The following is a 16,606-nucleotide window of genomic DNA, read 5'->3' on the forward strand; positions in this document are numbered from 1 at the left end:
GGTGTACGTACTGCATGGATCCAGCCCTTCTGTTCCCATCGCCTCAAGGTGTGGAGACACACCCCAAAATAATCCGCCGCTTCTCTCGGTTTTACATACCTAGCCATACCAAGCAGCCATACTGAACATACTGGGCATTATTTTCAGTATAGTCCAGCATATCATTGACTAGAGTCATGCTCCCGTCAACCCGATGGAGACGGCTGGCGGGATCCCTGTTCCCGGTGTGAGGGCGGGTCTCAAGAATTGTCTCAATGTCCAGAGGAGCGGCGGAATCGGCAATTCAAAAGGGATCCCTTAGGGATCGAAGGCAAAGGTCATCTGCACGGCCCCTGTAGAATCCACCTCAACCCTGCGCAGGAATTCCCGCAGGTAGGCGCGGCGCTCACTCTCGCTGAGGTCTTGCCAGAAGGGCGGGATGGAGAGAGTTTGGGCAATCTGGAGGAAGTTGGCGGGGGGGAGCTGTTCCAGCTTTTGGGCCAAGCGGGCCGTTTCCGCCCGCAACTGGTAGCAGCGCTGGGCCAGGGCAGGTTCGTCCATTAGTCCAGATTGCTGCAGCTCCTCCAGTTGTCGCAGCCGCTCGCTGTTGGCTTGGATCTGGGCTTGGAGCTGTTGGCGGGTTTGATCCAGGGCCTGCCGATCCAGGTTTTGGGCCCGCTGGGGGAGCTGTTGGCAGACTTGGCGGATCACCTCCTGCAGAACGGCGGCGTAGTGGAGGCTGTAGCGACAGGTTTGGCAACGCAGGTAGAGGTAGGAGGAGCCGTTCTTCTTGGCCTTGCGAGGGGTGGTTTGCACAATGCGCAGAAGGCTGCCGCAGACGCGGCAATGGACTAGGCCGGCCAAGGCGCGGGGGGCGCTGGCGCTGCGGCGCGGGATCTTTTGGTTGCGTTTGAGCCAGCGATCGATCTGGGCGGCCTCGGCGCGGCTGAGGAGAGCCGGGTGGGTATCGCGCAGAACGGTGCCGTCGGCGTAGGCCAGATCTCCACGATAGACCGGGTTGAGCAGCCAGTTGCGCCCGGTGGCCACCGAAATGCGCTTGTGGTGTTTTTCAGCGATGAAGCGCACCGCCTGGCGCAAGGATCCGTAGAGAAGAAAGTGCTGGAAAAAATCCTGAACAATGGGGGCTTGGCGGCGATCCAGCGCGTAGCGATCCCCTTCGCGGCGGTAGCCAAAGGGGGCAGGCCCAGGGGGAGGCTTGCCCGCTAGACGGTTTTGGGCTTGGCTGCAGCAGAGGCGGCGGCTCTGCAATTGATGGGGGAGCTCGGCCAGCAGCGGGATCCAATCGGCAGCAGCGCTGGGGGTGTGCAGGCCGGACTCGTTGACCAAGCTGAGGCGGAGCCCCGCTTGTTGGATCTGCAATAGCCGTTGGTGGACTTCCTCCACTCGATCCCCCAGATCCGCCAGGCGCACCAGCAGCACCTGCTGCACCGATCCGGCGGCAATGCCCTGCAACAGCTCTTCCAGATGGATGCGGGATCCCCAGTCGTGCCAGATGGGATCGGCCCCGTGTGCTTTCAACCAGGCCAGCTCCTGGTCTGGCCAAGAGGCATGGGCGGGCGTGTAGAGGTAGCCGCAAACGCTCATGGACAAGCAAACTCTCACCGCTGCTGTACCCGCACCCGACACCCCTCTTGGCCAGGGATCCCAGCTAGGCTAAGGGAGAGACAAACCGGCAAGCCTTGGCCGCCGAAGGCTCTCCGCAAGATGGCTTTACTCCACCGCCGCAGCCGCGTATTCCAGCTCCTCTTCCGAAACCTCCAGCGGCGCCTCCTCGACTTGTCCTTGCTTGGCAGCCCGCAGTTGCTCGCGGTACTTGGCCGCCATTTCTTCTGCTTTTTCGTAAACCAGCTTGGGATCTCGCAGCATGTCGCCGGGATTGGGCTCCAGTTGCTTGGTAGACAGCGAGATGCGACCCCGTTCTGCGTCTAGGTCGATGATCATCACCTTCACTTCGTCGTTGACGTTGAAGACGCTGTGAGGCGTGTCGACATGCTCGTGGGAGATCTCGGAAATGTGCAGCAAGCCAGAGACGCCGCCAATGTCGATGAAGGCACCGTAAGGCTTGATGCCGCGCACCGTGCCGACCACTACCTCGCCCACCTCCAGCTTGTTCATCTTCCGCTCCACCAGGGCGCGGCGATGGCTCAACACCAGTCGGTTGCGGTCTTCGTCCACCTCCAAAAACTTCAGGGGCAGCTCTTCGCCCACCAGCTCTTCCTTGGGCTTGCGGCTGCTGATGTGGGAGCCGGGGATAAAGCCGCGCAGTCCCTCAATACGCACCAGGGCGCCTCCGCGGTTGGTGGCAAAAATGGTGGCCCGCACCGTGGCGTCTTCTTTTTGTAGCTGCCGCACCCGCTCCCAGGCCCGCATGTACTCGATGCGGCGGATGGAGAGGGTCAGTTGCCCCTCTTCATTTTCTTCGGTGAGGATAAAAAACTCGCGCGTCTCTCCCGGCTGCAGCACCTCGTGCGGATCCTCTATCCGGCTGATGGACATCTCCTGCAAAGGCAGGAAGGCAGCCGTCTTGGCCCCAATATCGATCAACGCACCGCCCGGCTCCACCGAAAATACCGTGCCAGCTACAATTTCGCCAGGGCTGAAGTGATAGTCGTACTTATCCAAGAGGGCGGCAAAGTCCTCGGTGGTGAAACCTACATCGGCAGCAGCGGTGAATCGACTCATAGGGGTGTAACAGCAGAGCAGTTGATGCGAATTAGCAGTTGAACTTGTAAGGAACAGCTCCCATACTCGCTCACCCTCCCAGGCGGGACAGGCAATGGCTTGGGAAATACTATAGTAGCTTAAGAGGGCAGCTTTTGTGGCAAACTTCCTCGCGATCCTGCCAAGCTAGAGAGAGAGGGCCACAGGTGGGAGAGGGGCGATTGCACTTTATCGACCAGGCGGAAATTGAAGTGCAGGCGGGGAACGGCGGAGATGGCATTGTTGCCTTTCGCCGGGAAAAGTATGTGCCCGCCGGAGGGCCCTCAGGGGGCAATGGAGGACGGGGCGGCTCGGTGATCCTGGTGGCAGATCCCGGCCTGCAGACCTTGTTGGATTTTCGCTTTCAGCCGGTGATCAAGGCAGAACATGGGGCCAAAGGGGGGCCCAACCATCGCAGTGGCGCCAGTGGTGCGGATCGGCTGGTGCGGGTGCCCTGCGGCACAATGGTGTTCGACACAGAGACCGGCGAGCTGCTGGGGGATCTGGTGCAGCCCGGGGATCGGCTGCTGGTGGCTCGGGGCGGGAAAGGCGGCCTGGGCAATGCCCATTTTCTCAGCAACCACAATCGGGCTCCCCGCCAATTTACCAGGGGCCAACCGGGAGAGCGGCGACGCCTGCGCCTGGAGCTAAAGCTCATTGCCGAGGTGGGGATCGTCGGTATGCCCAATGCGGGCAAATCCACCCTGATCTCGGTGGTCTCGTCCGCCCGGCCCAAGATCGCCGATTACCCCTTCACCACCCTGCAGCCCAATTTGGGAGTGGTGCCCCATCCTGCCGGGGATGGGGTGGTGTTTGCCGACATTCCCGGACTGATCGAGGGGGCACACCGAGGGGTGGGGTTGGGCCACGACTTTTTGCGCCATGTGGAGCGCACGCGGGTGTTGATCCACCTGGTGGACGGCACAGCAGCAGATCCCGTCAGGGATTACCAAATCATTCAGCAGGAGCTGCGCGCCTACGGCCACGGGCTAAGCGACAAGCCGCAGATTGTGGTTTTGAACAAGATCGATGCCCTTGAGCCCCAGGAGGTGAGCGAGCGCACCCAGCGGCTGTCAATGGCTGCCGGTGCCCCGGTATCGGCCATCTCGGCGGTTGCCAGGCAGGGGCTGGAGCCCTTGTTGCAGCGGGTGTGGCAGTGCCTGGGCCGGGATCCGGATCTCCATCGACCCGCGGCGGCTAGCAAAATCCAGCCAGTTCGGGGGCAGGAGAATCTTAGAATAGGGGTGCCCCTGCCTTCCCAAAACTCAGAGATGAGCGGCTATGTATATCTCGGCGGAGGATCTGCCCCCCGATTTGCGCCAGATCAAGTTGGCCATTGAGCAGGCGGCCCAGGCGAGGGCGGGAGCTTGTGTGGAGCTGTTGATGCTCCTGCGGTTGTTGGAGGATCTGCACCGCACGATTTTGGAGGGGGCCTTCCGAGAGTCTTTGCCCAACACCCGGCAAGAGCTCTATCGGGTGCTTCAGGATTTGGAGGAAGCAGGCGACTGGCCCTATTTGCCTCGTCTGCATATTCAAGCGCTGATGCAACGGCTAAAAGATTGGCCGCAGGGATCCCTGTCGGTGCCGCCTACCCCTCGTTCTGGGGGAGTTGCGGAAGTGGTGGAAAGCCCTAGCCGCTCCGAGTCTTGAGGTTTTGCTTTTTTCTCCCGAATGGCCGAGTATTTTAAGCTCCATCCACAGCATCCCCAGGCCCGTTCCATCCAACGGATTGCAGCCGCTCTGCGGGAAGGGGCGGTCATGCTTTACCCCACCGATACGGTCTATGCCATTGGCTGCGATGTCACCCACAAGCAGGCGGTGGAGCGGGTAAGGCGTCTCAAGCGGCTTTCCAACGACAAGCCCCTCACCTTTTTGTGCCCTTCGCTTTCCCAAATTGCCCAGTATGCCCAAGTGAGCGATCCCGCCTATCGGCTGATGCGGCGGCTGATCCCGGGCCCGTTTACGTTTTTGCTGCCGGCCACCAAGCTGGTGCCCAAGTTGGTCATGGATCCCAAGCGGAAAACCACCGGCATCCGCGTGCCCGATTCGGCCATCTGTCAGGCGCTGTTGGCCGAGCTGGGCAATCCCATCGTCTCCACCTCGGCCAAGCTGGGCGGGGATCCCGTCGGCTCTTTGGAGGTGGGTTTTGACTCTGCTGGGGATTGGGAAGAGGGGGGAATCTTTACCGCCGAGGAAATGCGACAGTTGGAGAAACAGGTGGATTTGGTGCTGGATGACGAGGCTCCCTATCGGGCCCAGGTCTCGACGGTGATCGATCTCACGGGGCCGGAGCCGCTGCTGGTGCGGGCCGGCTTGGGGTACGAGCAGGTGGCGGATCTAATAAATCTAAATCTGAAGCCGGTGGAAGCGGAGGGTTGAGGGCAGAGGGATCCCGTGTTCTCTAGAATAGGGCCGGTGCCTGTGGAGTGTGCCCATGCCTGAGTCTTTGGCTGAGCAAAAGCTGGCCCTGTTGCGCCTGCTGGAGGGGGCTGACCGAGGCCGGAAGGTTTCCCCTGACCAGAAAGCCCAGATCTTGTCTCACATTGCTGCTTTGGAGGCGCTCAACCCCACCCCCAGGCCAACCTCTGTTCCTGAACAGTTGGAGGGGAACTGGCTTACCCTATTTACCACCAGCACAGACCTGCTGCGGCTGGCCCAGTTGCCCCTTCTGACCACCGGCGAGATCTACCAGTGCATTCGGGCCAAAGCTGGGCGGGTCTTTAACGTGGCGGAGATCCAGGGATCCGGCTGGCTGCAGGCTTGGCTGCCCCGGGGAGTTGTGGCGGTGGCGGCCCGCTTCTACCCAGAGTCGGAATGCCGGGTCAGGGTCATTTTCGAGCGCTTGGTGCTCGGATCCCAGGCCTTGATGAGCTACGAGATCGAGAGTTTTCTCTATCTGCTCGAGCGGGATCCCAAACGGATCCCGGCGGTGCAGATCGACGTTCGCCGCCGCGAGCCAACGGGTTGGCTGGATATCACCTATTTGGATGAGGACCTGCGGATTGGGCGTGGCAGCGAAGGGAGTGTGTTTGTCCTGCAGCGGGTGAGCCGAGGCTGCGGCTAGCCGGAGGTGCCAGAGAGTTCGGCGGCGGCAATTTCAGAAGCAGTCGTCTTGGGAGTTAGGGTAGAGCCTATCTCCCAGAGGGTCTGCAGGGCGCGGTAGGACTCCCGCAAAGTCCGCAACTCCTGTTGGGATTGCTCCAGTTGCCGGGCCCATTCCTCCTGTTGGGAGCGCAGCTTTTGGTTTTCGGATTTTGTGCGCTGCAGGAGGCGCTTAAGTTTTTGCTGCTGCTGCTGGAGTTGGGCCCGCTCGGCTTCCGACTGCTGCAGTTGGATCCCTTGCCGTTCCAGCTCTATTTTTAGGGTGGTAACTTGCGATTGAAGTTGGCGGAGCCTGTGGCGCAGTTCCCGCTCTGGTGTGGGTTTGGCCGGTTTGGAGTTTGGGGAAGAGGGCGGGGGTGATGTTTGGAGATTTTGCAAGTGCCGTTGCAACCGTTGGGCTTGGGCCTGCAGAACTCGGCACCGCTGCTGCTCGCTGCGCAGTTGCGCTTGGGGGCGTTCGCAGGTTTGGATTTCGGCTTTCACCTGCTGCTTGGTGCGGTCGAGGATCTTTTGGTGGCGAAGCTGGGTTTGGCGGATCTCCTCAGCCACTTGCAGAGGACGCGGATCCACTTCGGGTTGCCGCGGCCTACCACCGTGATCGGCAGGATCGAAGGGAGACACAGCCGCCAACAGCGATTCTCGAAAGTCAGGCCAGGAATGCGACTGCAGACCCATCTGAACCAGCCGCCAAACCCCGTAGGAGGCCCCAATTGCAGCCAGGAGCCCAGGGATCCCGGCCAAGGACAGGGAAACCTTGGGCAGGGTCGGCAGGATCTGATCCAGCAGGCCCACCACCAACGCGAAGACAAAGATCCCGCTCCCCGCGGCAGCGGCACCTGAGACCCAAGAGGAGCGGGAGAACATCATCGTTTCTGTTTTTTCGCTAGCAGAACCACCGGAGCAGGAGAACCAGAGGTCAGGTTCACAGATCGCCTGCCTGCATCTCAGTTTATCCCGCCGGCAGCCTCTGTTTCTCGCTTAGGGCACTTGCCAAGCCCGCTGGTGGTAGCTCTGCAATTCGGCCCAGGGATCCGCTGCTGCTGCGGGGGTATGGCCGTGGTTGTGGTGATGGTGAGAGTGATGGTGATGGGATCCGTGCCCATGGGAGTCATGGTCATGGTGATGAGTATGCCCCGCTCCCAGCTCTGCGCTCACCGCCAGGCGAAACTTGCAGAGGTGGCAGTTCATCAGGGTTTGGCCCTGGAGAGCTTCCTGCTCCAGTTGCTGCAGGCTGTGCAGCACCGCGTCCACAAGGCCCAATTCCGGCAGCATCAGCCAGTCGATCTCGGGGTATTGGCGTCGCCGTTCTTGCACCGCCGCCTCGATTTTTTTCACCAGCACCCCTGTAAAGAGAAAATAGGGCAGCACAACCACCCGGCGCGGCTGCCAAGAGAGGGCCCGCTCCAGACCCACCGGCAGGCGGGGATGGGTGATGCCGATAAAGCAGGTTTCCACGGCAGCAAACCCGGATCCTTCCCAAAGCAGCCGGGCCAGCTTACAGGCTTCGGCGTTGGCTTCGGGATCGCTGGAGCCGCGACCGACAAACAGCAACACCGTTTCCGCCCCTGGGATCTGCTGCGGCTGGGCAGCCAGCAGAGTGGCCAATCGCTCCCGCAACAGTTGCAAGATCTCGACCCGGATCCCCAGCGGCCCGCCGTAGTGGATGCGCAACTGCGGGTGGAGGGCCTGCAGACGATCCAGCTCCACCGTCACGTCGAACTTGTTGTGGCGCGCCCCAAAAAGCAGCAGCGGCAGGGCCACGATCTCCTGCCACCCTTGGGCCAAGCATTGTTCCACCCCCTGGGCAATACTGGGCTGGGCTAGCTCCAAAAAGCAGGGGATCACCGGCCGATGGGGGGTGAGGGATTGATAAACTTGGGCCAGCTCCAGAAAGGCTTGCTGCCCTTCAGGGTCACGGGATCCATGGCCGATGAGCAACAGGGGCAAGGCAGGAGAAGAAAACTGCCCAACCGCACGGGGAGGGGAAAAACTGAGGGTATTCAACACAAAAAACTCCGTTCCTTGTGAATCGCAAGGGGTACAGGACAACGGCAGGTGGGTGTTCTGGCTGAGGGAGGGATCCCATCACAGTTGCGTCACAGTGGCGGATTTGCACCGCGCTTTCCCCAGTCTGCCTGAGCCTTTTAGGTTAGCTTGCCGCTTGTCGTTCACCAAGCCCCCTGGGGGGGATGTCCTTGTCTGCCAGAAGATAGCCCTGAGGCATGAGCGGTACGGCAGACTCATGCTCAAAGGGCAGCAAAACTGTTGCCGCGCTAATCCCCCTTGCCCCTGGGAGAGGGCCTAACGCCGGCCTGCCGGTCTGTGGGCTCGAAAGTGTCGCAGGCGCAGGGCATTGGCGACCACCGAAATGGAACTCAGGGCCATGGCTGCCCCCGCCAGCATAGGGTTGAGCAACCAGCCTGTAAAGGGATAGAGCGCCCCAGCGGCAATCGGGATCCCCAGCGTATTGTAGATAAAGGCGAAGAAGAGGTTCTGGCGGATGTTGTTGAGGGTGGCCCGGCTGAGTTGAATGGCTGTGGCGACTCCCCGCAGATCCCCCGACATGAGGGTAATATCGCTGGCGGCCATCGCCACATCCGTACCTGTGCCAATGGCGATCCCCACATCGGCTTCTGCCAGAGCCGGAGCATCGTTAATGCCATCTCCCACCATCGCCACCCGGTGTCGAGGTTGTCTGAAGCTGCGAATGTAAGCTGCCTTCTGATCGGGGCGGACTTGGGCAATTACCCGCTGAATGCCTGCCTGCCGGGCAATCGCTTGGGCCGTAGTGGGGTTATCCCCGGTTAGCAGGATCACCTCTAGACCCATCTGTTGCAGCTGTTGCACTGCCTCAGGAGAGGTGGGTTTGAGCGGATCGGCAATGGCCAACAGCCCCACCAGACGGTGGGATTGCGCCACGCCGATCACCGTTTTGCCCTGGCTTTCCCAATTCTGAACCCGCTCTGACCAAGAGGGATCCCAAGGGATCCCCATCTCCTGTAGCCAGCTCAGCCGACCGATGCGGATCCACTGGTCTTCCACCCAGGCTTCTGCCCCACTGCCTATCCTTGCCTGAAAATGCTGGGCAGGAGGGATGGCAATTTTTTCCGCTTCGGCTTTCTGCACCACCGCCTGGGCCAAAGGATGTTCCGAGTGCCGCTCCACCGCCGCTGCCAGGCGCAACACCGTCAGGGGAGAGGAGCCGTGGGCCCAAATATCGGTGACGGTAGGGCGACCTTCGGTCAGGGTGCCAGTTTTGTCCAAGACCACCGTGCGCAAGTGGTGGGCCAATTCCAGGCTGTCGGCACTTTTCACCAGGATCCCCAATTCTGCCCCTCGTCCCGTGGCCACCAGGATCGAGGTGGGGGTTGCCAACCCCAGCGCACAAGGGCAGGCGATGATCAGCACCCCAATCGTGTTCACCAAGGCCAGTGTCGGGTTATCGGCCAGCACCCACCAGAGCACAAAAGTTAGAACTGCCACCCCGATCACTGCCGGCACAAACCAGGCAGTCACCCGATCCGCCACCTGTTGAATTGGGGCTTTGGATCCCTGAGCTTCCTGCACCAAGCGCACGATCTGGGCCAGAACTGTGTCTTTGCCCACCCGCCGCGCTTCCATCACAAAGCTGCCCGTCCGATTCAGCGTTGCCCCAATCACCTCATCCCCCGCCGATTTGACAACAGGCAGGCTCTCGCCGGTCACCATCGACTCGTCGAGGCTGGAGGATCCCTCTAGGATTACCCCATCCACCGGCACCTTCTCGCCGGGGCGCACCCGGATCCGATCCCCCACCTGCACCTCCCGAATGGGGACATCCTGCTCCACCCCCTGGCGGATTACCCTCGCCGTTTTCGGTTGCAGCCCGATCAGCTTGCGAATGGCCTCAGAGGTTTGCCTTTTGGCCCGTTGCTCCATCCACTTGCCCACCAGGATCAAGGTGGTGACCACCGCCGACACCTCATAATAGACATCCGGGTGCAGTCCTTGCCGGTGAAAATAGTCGGGGAAAACCGTTGGGAAAACAGAATAGAAAAAAGCCGCGCTCGTCCCCAAGGCCACCAGCGTGTTCATATCCGCTGAACGCCGTTGCCAAGCAGCCCAAGCGCCTCGATAAAAATGCTTGCCCACCCAAAACTGCACCGGAGCCGTCAGCAGCAACTGCAACCCAGGATTGTGCAGCCACATGGGAAAGCCCGGGATGTCCATCCCCAGCATCATCGGCAGGGATCCGATCACCAGCACCGTGCTGATGCCCACCCCTATCGCCACCTTGAGCTTCAGTTCCCGTTCTGCGGCCCGTTGGGCGATCCGCTCTGGATCCGACAGATCGTCCAGCTGCCAATCCTCCTGGATAAGGCGCGCCCGATACCCCGCCCGCTCCACCGCCCGAATCAGCGCCTGCGGATCCACCAGCCTGGGATCCCCTTTGACGGTGGCCTGCTCACTGGCAAAATTCACTGATCCGTGGGACACCCCCTGCACCTGAGCGAGGGCCTGTTCGATGCTGCGGGCGCAGGAGGCACAGCTCATCCCTTGTAAGGCCAACTGCCAAGTGCCCTCAGGAGAAGGCGCAGAGGCCGATAGTGCAGCCGATGACCCTTTATGGGCAGACATGGCAACACCTTGTTGATGAAACGACAGCTACTCTCCACCCTGGGCAGGGCGAAGGCAGCCATCTGTACAGAAATTCAAAACAGACACCCGACCGTTCCCGGCCCAAAATTGACTAGGCCGGGGGATATCCCACCTGGGTGAGGGCCTGCCGCAAATCGCTCACAGACCGCTCAGAAGTAATCCGCACCTGTTTGGTTTTGGGATCCCCTTCCACCTGCGCCTGGGGATCCAGTTGCCGCACCGCTTGCGCAATGGTGTCTATACAGGCCCCACAGGCCAGCTTGGGCACCGTCAAAACAACCTGCATCTTGGAAAACCCCCCCAATGCCACTGAAAGGATGCTAAACCTTACAGTGGGCTGGAAGGTCAAGAGGGAGGCTGAGGCTCGTCCATATTCCAGCGGTAGTCCACCTGATAGCCCCGCTGTCGCCACTCTTCCTCCAGTTGCACCTGTTGGGTGAGGGCTTTGCGCAGGGAGTTGATCAGCTCTTGCGTGCGGCCTCGGTTGCCAAAATCCTGTTCTTCCACTGCCGGAAAGGTTTGCCGCTCCAATACCCGCAGCAGAAATTCGTAGTGGATGTGAGCCGGCACAGGAATACGTTTCATCGGTCTGAGCAATCCTTAGAGATCCATTGTTCTTAACAGAGATCCATATGATGGAGGGTTCTCATTCACTGAGATGACAACAGGTGGCGCACAGCTTGGCCGGGATCCGGCTGGGTCACCAGCGCTTCCCCCACCAGCACAGAGCGCACCCCCCAGGCCCGCAACTGCTGCAGATCGGCGGGGGTATGGATGCCGGACTCGCTGACAATGGGCAGCTCGCCGAGGAGATCCGAGTGGGCGGCCAACAGGTTGCGCGTTGTGTTCAAGTCCACCGTAAAGGTTCTCAGATCGCGATTGTTGATGCCAATGAGCACCTGCCCTCTGGACTCTTGCAGTTGGGGCAAACGCAACACCCGCTGCAACTCTTGGGAAGTGTGCACCTCCAGCAGAGCTGCCATGCCCAATTGCCGAACCAGCTTGAGAAAATAGCCCAAGTCCGCATCCGAGAGAATGGCGGCAATCAAGAGCACCGCATCTGCCCCCAGGCTGCGGGCCCAGAGGATTTGGTAAGGGTAGAGGATGAACTCCTTGCAGAGGATGGGGATCCCTACTGCCTGACGGATCCGGCGCAGATACTCGCCGCTGCCCTGAAAGAACCGCTCATCTGTGAGCACCGAGAGGCAACTGGCCCCACCGGCTTCATAGCTCTGGGCAATGGCTACCGGGTCAAAGGGATCCCGGAGGATGCCGCGGCTGGGAGAGGCTTTTTTGACCTCGGCAATCACAGAGATAGGGTGAGGCGACTGGGTGAGGGCCGCCACAAAATCCCGCACCGGCGGAGCCTGATCCAGTTGCCGTTGCAATTCCTTGAGGGGAAGCTGCTCCCGTTGCCGCTCCACCTCCTGCTCTTTATGCCAGACGATCGCTTCCAAAATGTGGCGCGGTTTGGCTTCCGGCGCTGTTGTCTGGTACACCTGAGAGGCTACGACCACCGGCGGGGCAGGAGAACGCCGACGAACAGAAAGCGGCTCACCTTGCAGCTCCATACAAACCCTGAGCAGAACCCTACACCACACCCTAGACTACCTTAGTGCTCCGCCACCGGTTTGAATAGCTACCCCAGGCATCCCCAAAACTCATCTGGCGAAGGCGTTTTTTTTACCCTATGGTTGAGTCTAGAAAGGTGGTGTAGTCTTTATGCGCCTCGGCGAGCCATGTTCTGGCGGCCGTTCATTTTTCCCCGGCCAGGGGCAGTGGCTCGGTGAGGTCAAGGCTGGTGCTGTCCATGCTGTTTTAGAGGAGTTCAGGCGTGCTGTACCTAGCAGAGCTATCCAAGCCGATTGGATTTGCCAAGTCGTCTCTGCAATTGCTGGCCAAGCAGCAGCAGGACAATACCTGGGTGGCCGTGAACGAAGAATCCATTACTTTGGAAGGCCGCATCGCCCAGGAGGCTGGGCGCTTCAAGGATGGGTCATTGGTGCTGGCGGAAATCTCCGGCAACCGTCAGGTCGCCCGCATCAGCGAAGCCGCTCGCCAACTGGTGACCTATCTGCAAAACTTCAGCCAACTTCAGCTCAGAGCCCGCAGCCAGGAGGAGGAGATCGAGGTTTGGAAACAGTCCCTCACCTTTCAGGCGCATGAGCTGACCCGCCGCGAGATGGAGCTAGCAGCTCAAGAAGAAGAGGTGCAGCGGCTGTATGAGCAATACAAGAGTGTGGAGGAAGATCGCAAACTTCTGGACAGCCTCAAAGAGGAACTGGCAGCCCAGCAAGCTTACTTGGCTGAACAACAGCGCCTGATCGGAGAGCAGCGGGAAGCTCTGAATCGGCAGCGGCAAGAGTTGGAAGCCCAGTTGCAAGAAGCTCGCTCCAGCCGCTTGGGGGAGGCAGAAGCAGCGCAGCTACAGGCTTTGATGCAACAGCTCCAGGAGAGTCTGCATCCGGCTGGAGATCCCTTGGCGCTTCTGCAAAGCTTGAAAAGCCACATTCAGCAGCAGCAGGAGCACTTGAATCAACAGATTGCCCAACTGGAAGCAGAACGTCAGCAGGCCCAGGCCCGGCAAGACGAGCTGGATCGAGACTACCGCGCTTGGCAAGAACGCCACACCGCTTGGTGGGGATCCCGACAATCCCTGGAGCAAAGCCAAGCAGAGTGGCAAACTCGACAGGGATCCCTGCGAGCCCATCAAGAGCACCTGCAGAGGATTCTCCAGCAGCTGCAATCTCAAGAGAGCCTATACCAGAAAGCCTCTCGTCTAGTGCAGGAGTACGACTTCATCGTCGATGGCAGCAGCAACGGCGGGTCAGGTGCCTCAGGGTCTGCGATCTCGGTCGAGGAGCTGGCGGCCTTGGTGAGCCAACTGCGCCGAGATTACGAGCAGCGGGCGGCCCAGGTCAGCCAACAGCGGGCCGAGCTGGAGCAAAACCGGCAAACCCTGCGGGAGCTGCAAGAGCGGCTGGCCACCGCCTCTCCGGAGGAGCGGTTCGACATCGAACTGGATATCGACTACGCCCAGTCTGCCTGCAGCGCCCTAGAGGAAGCCCTGCTGCCTCAGGAGAAAAACCTGCAACGGGAATACGAGGAGCTGGCCCGCCAGGAAGCCCGCCTTAGGCAGCTTCAAAATCAGGCTGCCGCCCCAGTTCAGGTCGATATCGGGCCGATCCTGGAGCAGATCGGCAGCCAGAAGCAGGAGCTTCTCCAAGAAAAAAGCCGCCTGCAAACCCTCGTCCACCAACTGGAATCCTCTCTGCCCTTTCAACAAGAGCAACTGGCCCGCCAGCAGCAGGAATTGCAGCAGCAGTGGCAACAGTTGCAGCAAGAGGAGGGATCCCTGCGGGCGCGCGCCCAGGCCATGGCAGAAACCTGGGGTCGCCTGAATCACCTGCAGGCCACCCTCTATCCAGAGCGGGATCGGTGGGCGGAGTTAGCGGAACAACTGGCTCAGTTGGAGGCAGAGCTGGCTCAATATCAAGAAAGGGGCTCCACGGCCAGCGCCCATGTCCAGCAGGTGCAATCGCTCCTGGCCGCCCTCACCCAGCGGTAAGGAGCTGTGTCCTGTCGTCTTCCCAAGCAGGCAGGCAGTGCCCACACATTCCTTTTGACACAAAAGGATAGCTTGGTAGCCCCGTACTTGAGGACGGGGCGGAAAAGCCCTTGAGCCACTTTAGTTGCTTCTTTAGAGCTTCTCCAGGAAAACAACCTACTGCGGTGCCAAACCCGCGCGGCAATGACTAACCTGGAGGAACTGAAGTCCTCCGAAGTAAGCAGAACTTTGAGGTTATGCCTCAAAAGACTATCTAGGGGCGTCTTGACAGCGCCTTCGCCAGTCCATTTTGGGCTGCGTAAGAATCCCCTGCCTTCAGGCGCTGGGAGTGTCAAGGGCTTGACGGCCTCAACCAAAGAGAGCAAATCTGGTAAAATTCGGTAGCGCCTTGTAGATAGCGGGATCCCAACTTCTCGAGGCAGAGGAGCAGCGGAGATCCCCGCATTTTATCTGTCAGGAGTGTTCCAGTGTGAGGTCAGCTCGTGCGAATTGCAGTTGATGCGATGGGAGGTGACTACGCTCCCGAAGAGATCATCAAAGGCGCCCTGCTGGCCCATCGCTATCTTCAGGTGGGGATTGCGCTGGTCGGCCGTCCAGACGCGCTTGAGCCTTTCTTGCCCCGGCCCCTGCCTCCTGGGATCACCGTCGTGCCCGCTGAGGAGGTAGTGGGCATGGCGGAAGAGCCCCTGGCGGTGCGCAGGAAGCCGCAAGCCTCTATCAACGTCTCCATGCAACAGGTGCGCGCCAAGCAGGCAGATGCAGTGGTGGCTGCCGGCAACACTGGGGCTACGATGGCCGCTGCCTACCTCAACTTGGGCCGATTGGCGGGGATCGACCGCCCGGCCATCGGTGCTCTTTTGCCCACTTTGAAGGGCAAGCCGGTCTTGCTTTTGGATGTGGGAGCCAACGTGGACTGCCGGCCCCGCTTCTTGGAACAATTTGCCCGCATGGGATCCCTCTACTGCCAGTGCGTGCTGGGGATTGAGAAGCCGCGGGTGGGCCTGCTCAACATTGGCGAGGAGCCCAACAAGGGCAACGACCTGGCCCTGGCCACCCATCAGCGCCTGACCCAGTTGCCGGGGATTCACTTTGCCGGCAACGCCGAGGGGCGAGACGTGCTGACGGGGGACTTTGATGTGGTGGTGTGCGACGGCTTTGTGGGCAACGCCCTGCTCAAGTTTGCCGAGAGCGTCGGCCAGGTGATCACCCAGGTGCTGCGGGAGGAGTTGCCCCGCGGCTGGCGTGGCAAGCTGGGCTGCTGGCTGCTGCAGCCCAATCTGAAGCAGGTGAAGCGGCGCATGGACTATGTGGAATACGGCGGCGCTTTGTTGCTGGGGGTGAACGGCATCTGCGTCATTACCCACGGCAGCTCCAAGGCGGCGATGGTCTACCATGCCATTCGCCTGGCCAAAGAGGCGGCGGAGCAGAAGATCCTACAGCGGCTGCAAGCGGAAATGGCCGACTCTCACCCATCCAAAGTCAATGCCGGAGAGAATGCTCCTCCTCTGGCCTCAGCCTCTAACCCCAGTCCAGAAGCCCTGCCGGTAGGATCCCTGGATCGGGTGGAAGGATAGCGTTCATGCCCAGCAATGGCCTCCCGAGCGTGCGGCTGGTGGGGGTGGGGGCTGCCCTGCCGACTCCCTGCCTGAGCAACGACGACCTCAGCCAGATCGTGGAGACTTCCGACGAGTGGATCTGGCCCCGCACCGGCATTCGCCAACGGCGCATCCTGCCCCCCGACCTCAGCCTGGTGGATTTGGCGGCGCAAGCGGCAAAGGCTGCCCTGGCGCAGGCCGGCATCCCGCCCCAGGAGCTGGATCTAATCCTCCTGGCCACCTCCACCGGCGTCGATCGCTTCGGCTCCGCTCCGCGGGTGCAAGCAGCGCTGGGGGCGACACGGGCGGTGGCTTTTGACCTGACGGCAGCCTGTACAGGGTTTGTGTTTGCTGTGGCCACGGCGGCCCAGTTTCTGCAAACCGGGCTGTACCGGCGGGCGCTGGTGGTGGCGGCGGACGTACTCTCTCGCACAGTGGACTGGACAGATCGCACCACCTGTGTCCTATTTGGGGACGGGGCAGGGGCGGTGGTCCTGGAAGCCGCAAGAGAGGGGGACGGCGGCATCCTCAGCATCGAGCTGCGCAGCGATGGCAGTGGCAGCGAGCTGCTCAGCCTGGCCATGGCCACCGAGGCCAGGCCCCTGGTGGGATCCCTGCAGGTGGGTCAATACCGCTGCTGCCCCATCGCCATGAACGGCCGTGAGGTGTACAAGTTCGCCGTCCAAGCGGTGCCGGAGATTATCGAGAAGGCTCTCTTTCGAGCTGGGATTGCCGCAGCAGCCGTGCAAGGCTACTTCATCCACCAGGCCAACCAGCGCATCCTCGATGCTGTGGCCAAGCGGCTGCAGTTGGATCCCCAGCGGGTGGCCAGCGTTCTGGAGCGCTACGGCAACACCTCCGGCGCCTCGGTGCCGATTGCGCTGGCCGACTGGATTGGCCAAAGGCGGTTTGGCCCTGGGGATTTGGGGGTGATGGCTGGCTTCGGCGCCGGCCTCACCTGGGGAGCAATTGTCTTTCGTTGGGGCAGATGAGTTGGAGAGTA

The 16,606-nt window shown here is 60.9% G+C and carries 16 protein-coding genes and 1 riboswitch; of the genes, 7 read left to right on the forward strand and 9 right to left on the reverse strand.

What is annotated here, in order from left to right:
* From SYN65AY6A5_RS13345 to SYN65AY6A5_RS13355, 3 genes are all read right to left on the reverse strand, one after another.
* A partial coding sequence (locus SYN65AY6A5_RS13345) for a MerR family transcriptional regulator (RefSeq protein WP_346426192.1) occupies positions 1-107 on the reverse strand: 107 nt, incomplete at its 3' end.
* 190 nt (positions 108-297) lie between these two features.
* Entirely contained in the window at positions 298-1,584 is a 1,287-nt protein-coding gene (locus tag SYN65AY6A5_RS13350; protein ID WP_011431180.1) for a recombinase family protein, read from the reverse strand.
* A gap of 126 nt (positions 1,585-1,710) precedes the next feature.
* The gene (locus SYN65AY6A5_RS13355; protein WP_011431178.1) at positions 1,711-2,682 is read right to left on the reverse strand and encodes a 30S ribosomal protein S1; all 972 of its coding nucleotides are present in this window, start codon (positions 2,680-2,682) and stop codon (positions 1,711-1,713) included.
* Between the two features lie 200 nt (positions 2,683-2,882).
* Here SYN65AY6A5_RS13355 and obgE point away from each other — a divergent pair, with 200 nt between their 5' ends.
* The 4 genes from obgE to SYN65AY6A5_RS13375 are packed head-to-tail and all read left to right on the forward strand — an operon-like array spanning position 2,883 to position 5,764.
* The gene (gene obgE / locus SYN65AY6A5_RS13360; RefSeq protein ID WP_011431177.1) at positions 2,883-4,040 is read left to right on the forward strand and encodes a GTPase ObgE; all 1,158 of its coding nucleotides are present in this window, start codon (positions 2,883-2,885) and stop codon (positions 4,038-4,040) included.
* Positions 3,982-4,350 carry a hypothetical protein gene (locus tag SYN65AY6A5_RS13365; RefSeq protein WP_228375305.1) on the forward strand — a complete coding sequence of 123 codons (369 nt, stop codon included), beginning with the start codon at positions 3,982-3,984 and terminating at the stop codon, positions 4,348-4,350. The genes obgE and SYN65AY6A5_RS13365 overlap by 59 nt, the downstream gene beginning before the upstream one ends.
* A gap of 21 nt (positions 4,351-4,371) precedes the next feature.
* Positions 4,372-5,079 (forward strand): L-threonylcarbamoyladenylate synthase, encoded by a 708-nt coding sequence (locus SYN65AY6A5_RS13370; protein WP_011431175.1) that lies wholly within the window; start codon positions 4,372-4,374, stop codon positions 5,077-5,079.
* Positions 5,080-5,134: 55 nt separating this feature from the next.
* The gene (locus tag SYN65AY6A5_RS13375; RefSeq protein ID WP_099835770.1) at positions 5,135-5,764 is read left to right on the forward strand and encodes a PAP/fibrillin family protein; all 630 of its coding nucleotides are present in this window, start codon (positions 5,135-5,137) and stop codon (positions 5,762-5,764) included.
* Here the strand turns inward: SYN65AY6A5_RS13375 and SYN65AY6A5_RS13380 are convergent.
* The 6 genes from SYN65AY6A5_RS13380 to trpC form a co-directional block, all read right to left on the reverse strand.
* A complete protein-coding gene (locus tag SYN65AY6A5_RS13380; protein ID WP_240527822.1) occupies positions 5,761-6,669 on the reverse strand; it encodes a hypothetical protein in 909 nt (302 codons plus the stop codon). The genes SYN65AY6A5_RS13375 and SYN65AY6A5_RS13380 overlap by 4 nt on opposite strands.
* A gap of 111 nt (positions 6,670-6,780) precedes the next feature.
* Positions 6,781-7,809: a sirohydrochlorin chelatase gene (locus tag SYN65AY6A5_RS13385; RefSeq protein WP_099884724.1), complete on the reverse strand. Its 1,029-nt coding sequence runs from the start codon at positions 7,807-7,809 to the stop codon at positions 6,781-6,783.
* Between the two features lie 29 nt (positions 7,810-7,838).
* Positions 7,839-7,975: riboswitch (cobalamin riboswitch) on the reverse strand.
* Between the two features lie 128 nt (positions 7,976-8,103).
* The gene (locus tag SYN65AY6A5_RS13390; RefSeq protein ID WP_099884726.1) at positions 8,104-10,419 is read right to left on the reverse strand and encodes a heavy metal translocating P-type ATPase; all 2,316 of its coding nucleotides are present in this window, start codon (positions 10,417-10,419) and stop codon (positions 8,104-8,106) included.
* A gap of 112 nt (positions 10,420-10,531) precedes the next feature.
* Positions 10,532-10,726 (reverse strand): heavy-metal-associated domain-containing protein, encoded by a 195-nt coding sequence (locus SYN65AY6A5_RS13395; protein ID WP_099884728.1) that lies wholly within the window; start codon positions 10,724-10,726, stop codon positions 10,532-10,534.
* Between the two features lie 59 nt (positions 10,727-10,785).
* Positions 10,786-11,025 (reverse strand): DUF5340 domain-containing protein, encoded by a 240-nt coding sequence (locus SYN65AY6A5_RS13400; protein ID WP_041436722.1) that lies wholly within the window; start codon positions 11,023-11,025, stop codon positions 10,786-10,788.
* Positions 11,026-11,090: 65 nt separating this feature from the next.
* A complete protein-coding gene (gene trpC, locus SYN65AY6A5_RS13405) occupies positions 11,091-12,011 on the reverse strand; it encodes an indole-3-glycerol phosphate synthase TrpC (RefSeq protein WP_099884730.1) in 921 nt (306 codons plus the stop codon).
* 263 nt (positions 12,012-12,274) lie between these two features.
* Between trpC and hmpF the strand changes: the two genes are divergently transcribed.
* The 3 genes from hmpF to SYN65AY6A5_RS13420 all read left to right on the forward strand — a co-directional run bounded on the left by hmpF (position 12,275) and on the right by SYN65AY6A5_RS13420 (position 16,595).
* The gene (hmpF, locus tag SYN65AY6A5_RS13410; protein ID WP_099884732.1) at positions 12,275-14,008 is read left to right on the forward strand and encodes a pilus motility taxis protein HmpF; all 1,734 of its coding nucleotides are present in this window, start codon (positions 12,275-12,277) and stop codon (positions 14,006-14,008) included.
* Positions 14,009-14,490: 482 nt separating this feature from the next.
* Positions 14,491-15,582 (forward strand): phosphate acyltransferase PlsX, encoded by a 1,092-nt coding sequence (gene plsX, locus SYN65AY6A5_RS13415; RefSeq protein WP_011431166.1) that lies wholly within the window; start codon positions 14,491-14,493, stop codon positions 15,580-15,582.
* 5 nt (positions 15,583-15,587) lie between these two features.
* Positions 15,588-16,595: a beta-ketoacyl-ACP synthase III gene (locus tag SYN65AY6A5_RS13420; protein ID WP_011431165.1), complete on the forward strand. Its 1,008-nt coding sequence runs from the start codon at positions 15,588-15,590 to the stop codon at positions 16,593-16,595.
* Positions 16,596-16,606: the final 11 nt, after the last annotated feature.

The organism is Synechococcus sp. 65AY6A5 (assembly GCF_002760415.1).
GTDB lineage: Bacteria > Cyanobacteriota > Cyanobacteriia > Thermostichales > Thermostichaceae > Thermostichus.

Bases quoted from the DNA above. Each gene is read 5' to 3' on its own strand.
- SYN65AY6A5_RS13350 (WP_011431180.1), bottom strand. From the start codon at position 1,584: ATGAGCGTTTGCGGCTACCTCTACACGCCCGCCCATGCCTCTTGGCCA.
- SYN65AY6A5_RS13355 (WP_011431178.1), bottom strand. From the start codon at position 2,682: ATGAGTCGATTCACCGCTGCTGCCGATGTAGGTTTCACCACCGAGGAC.
- SYN65AY6A5_RS13365 (WP_228375305.1), top strand. From the start codon at position 3,982: ATGTATATCTCGGCGGAGGATCTGCCCCCCGATTTGCGCCAGATCAAG.
- SYN65AY6A5_RS13370 (WP_011431175.1), top strand. From the start codon at position 4,372: ATGGCCGAGTATTTTAAGCTCCATCCACAGCATCCCCAGGCCCGTTCC.
- SYN65AY6A5_RS13375 (WP_099835770.1), top strand. From the start codon at position 5,135: ATGCCTGAGTCTTTGGCTGAGCAAAAGCTGGCCCTGTTGCGCCTGCTG.
- SYN65AY6A5_RS13380 (WP_240527822.1), bottom strand. From the start codon at position 6,669: ATGATGTTCTCCCGCTCCTCTTGGGTCTCAGGTGCCGCTGCCGCGGGG.
- SYN65AY6A5_RS13390 (WP_099884726.1), bottom strand. From the start codon at position 10,419: ATGTCTGCCCATAAAGGGTCATCGGCTGCACTATCGGCCTCTGCGCCT.
- SYN65AY6A5_RS13395 (WP_099884728.1), bottom strand. From the start codon at position 10,726: ATGCAGGTTGTTTTGACGGTGCCCAAGCTGGCCTGTGGGGCCTGTATA.
- SYN65AY6A5_RS13400 (WP_041436722.1), bottom strand. From the start codon at position 11,025: ATGAAACGTATTCCTGTGCCGGCTCACATCCACTACGAATTTCTGCTG.
- trpC (WP_099884730.1), bottom strand. From the start codon at position 12,011: ATGGAGCTGCAAGGTGAGCCGCTTTCTGTTCGTCGGCGTTCTCCTGCC.
- SYN65AY6A5_RS13420 (WP_011431165.1), top strand. From the start codon at position 15,588: ATGCCCAGCAATGGCCTCCCGAGCGTGCGGCTGGTGGGGGTGGGGGCT.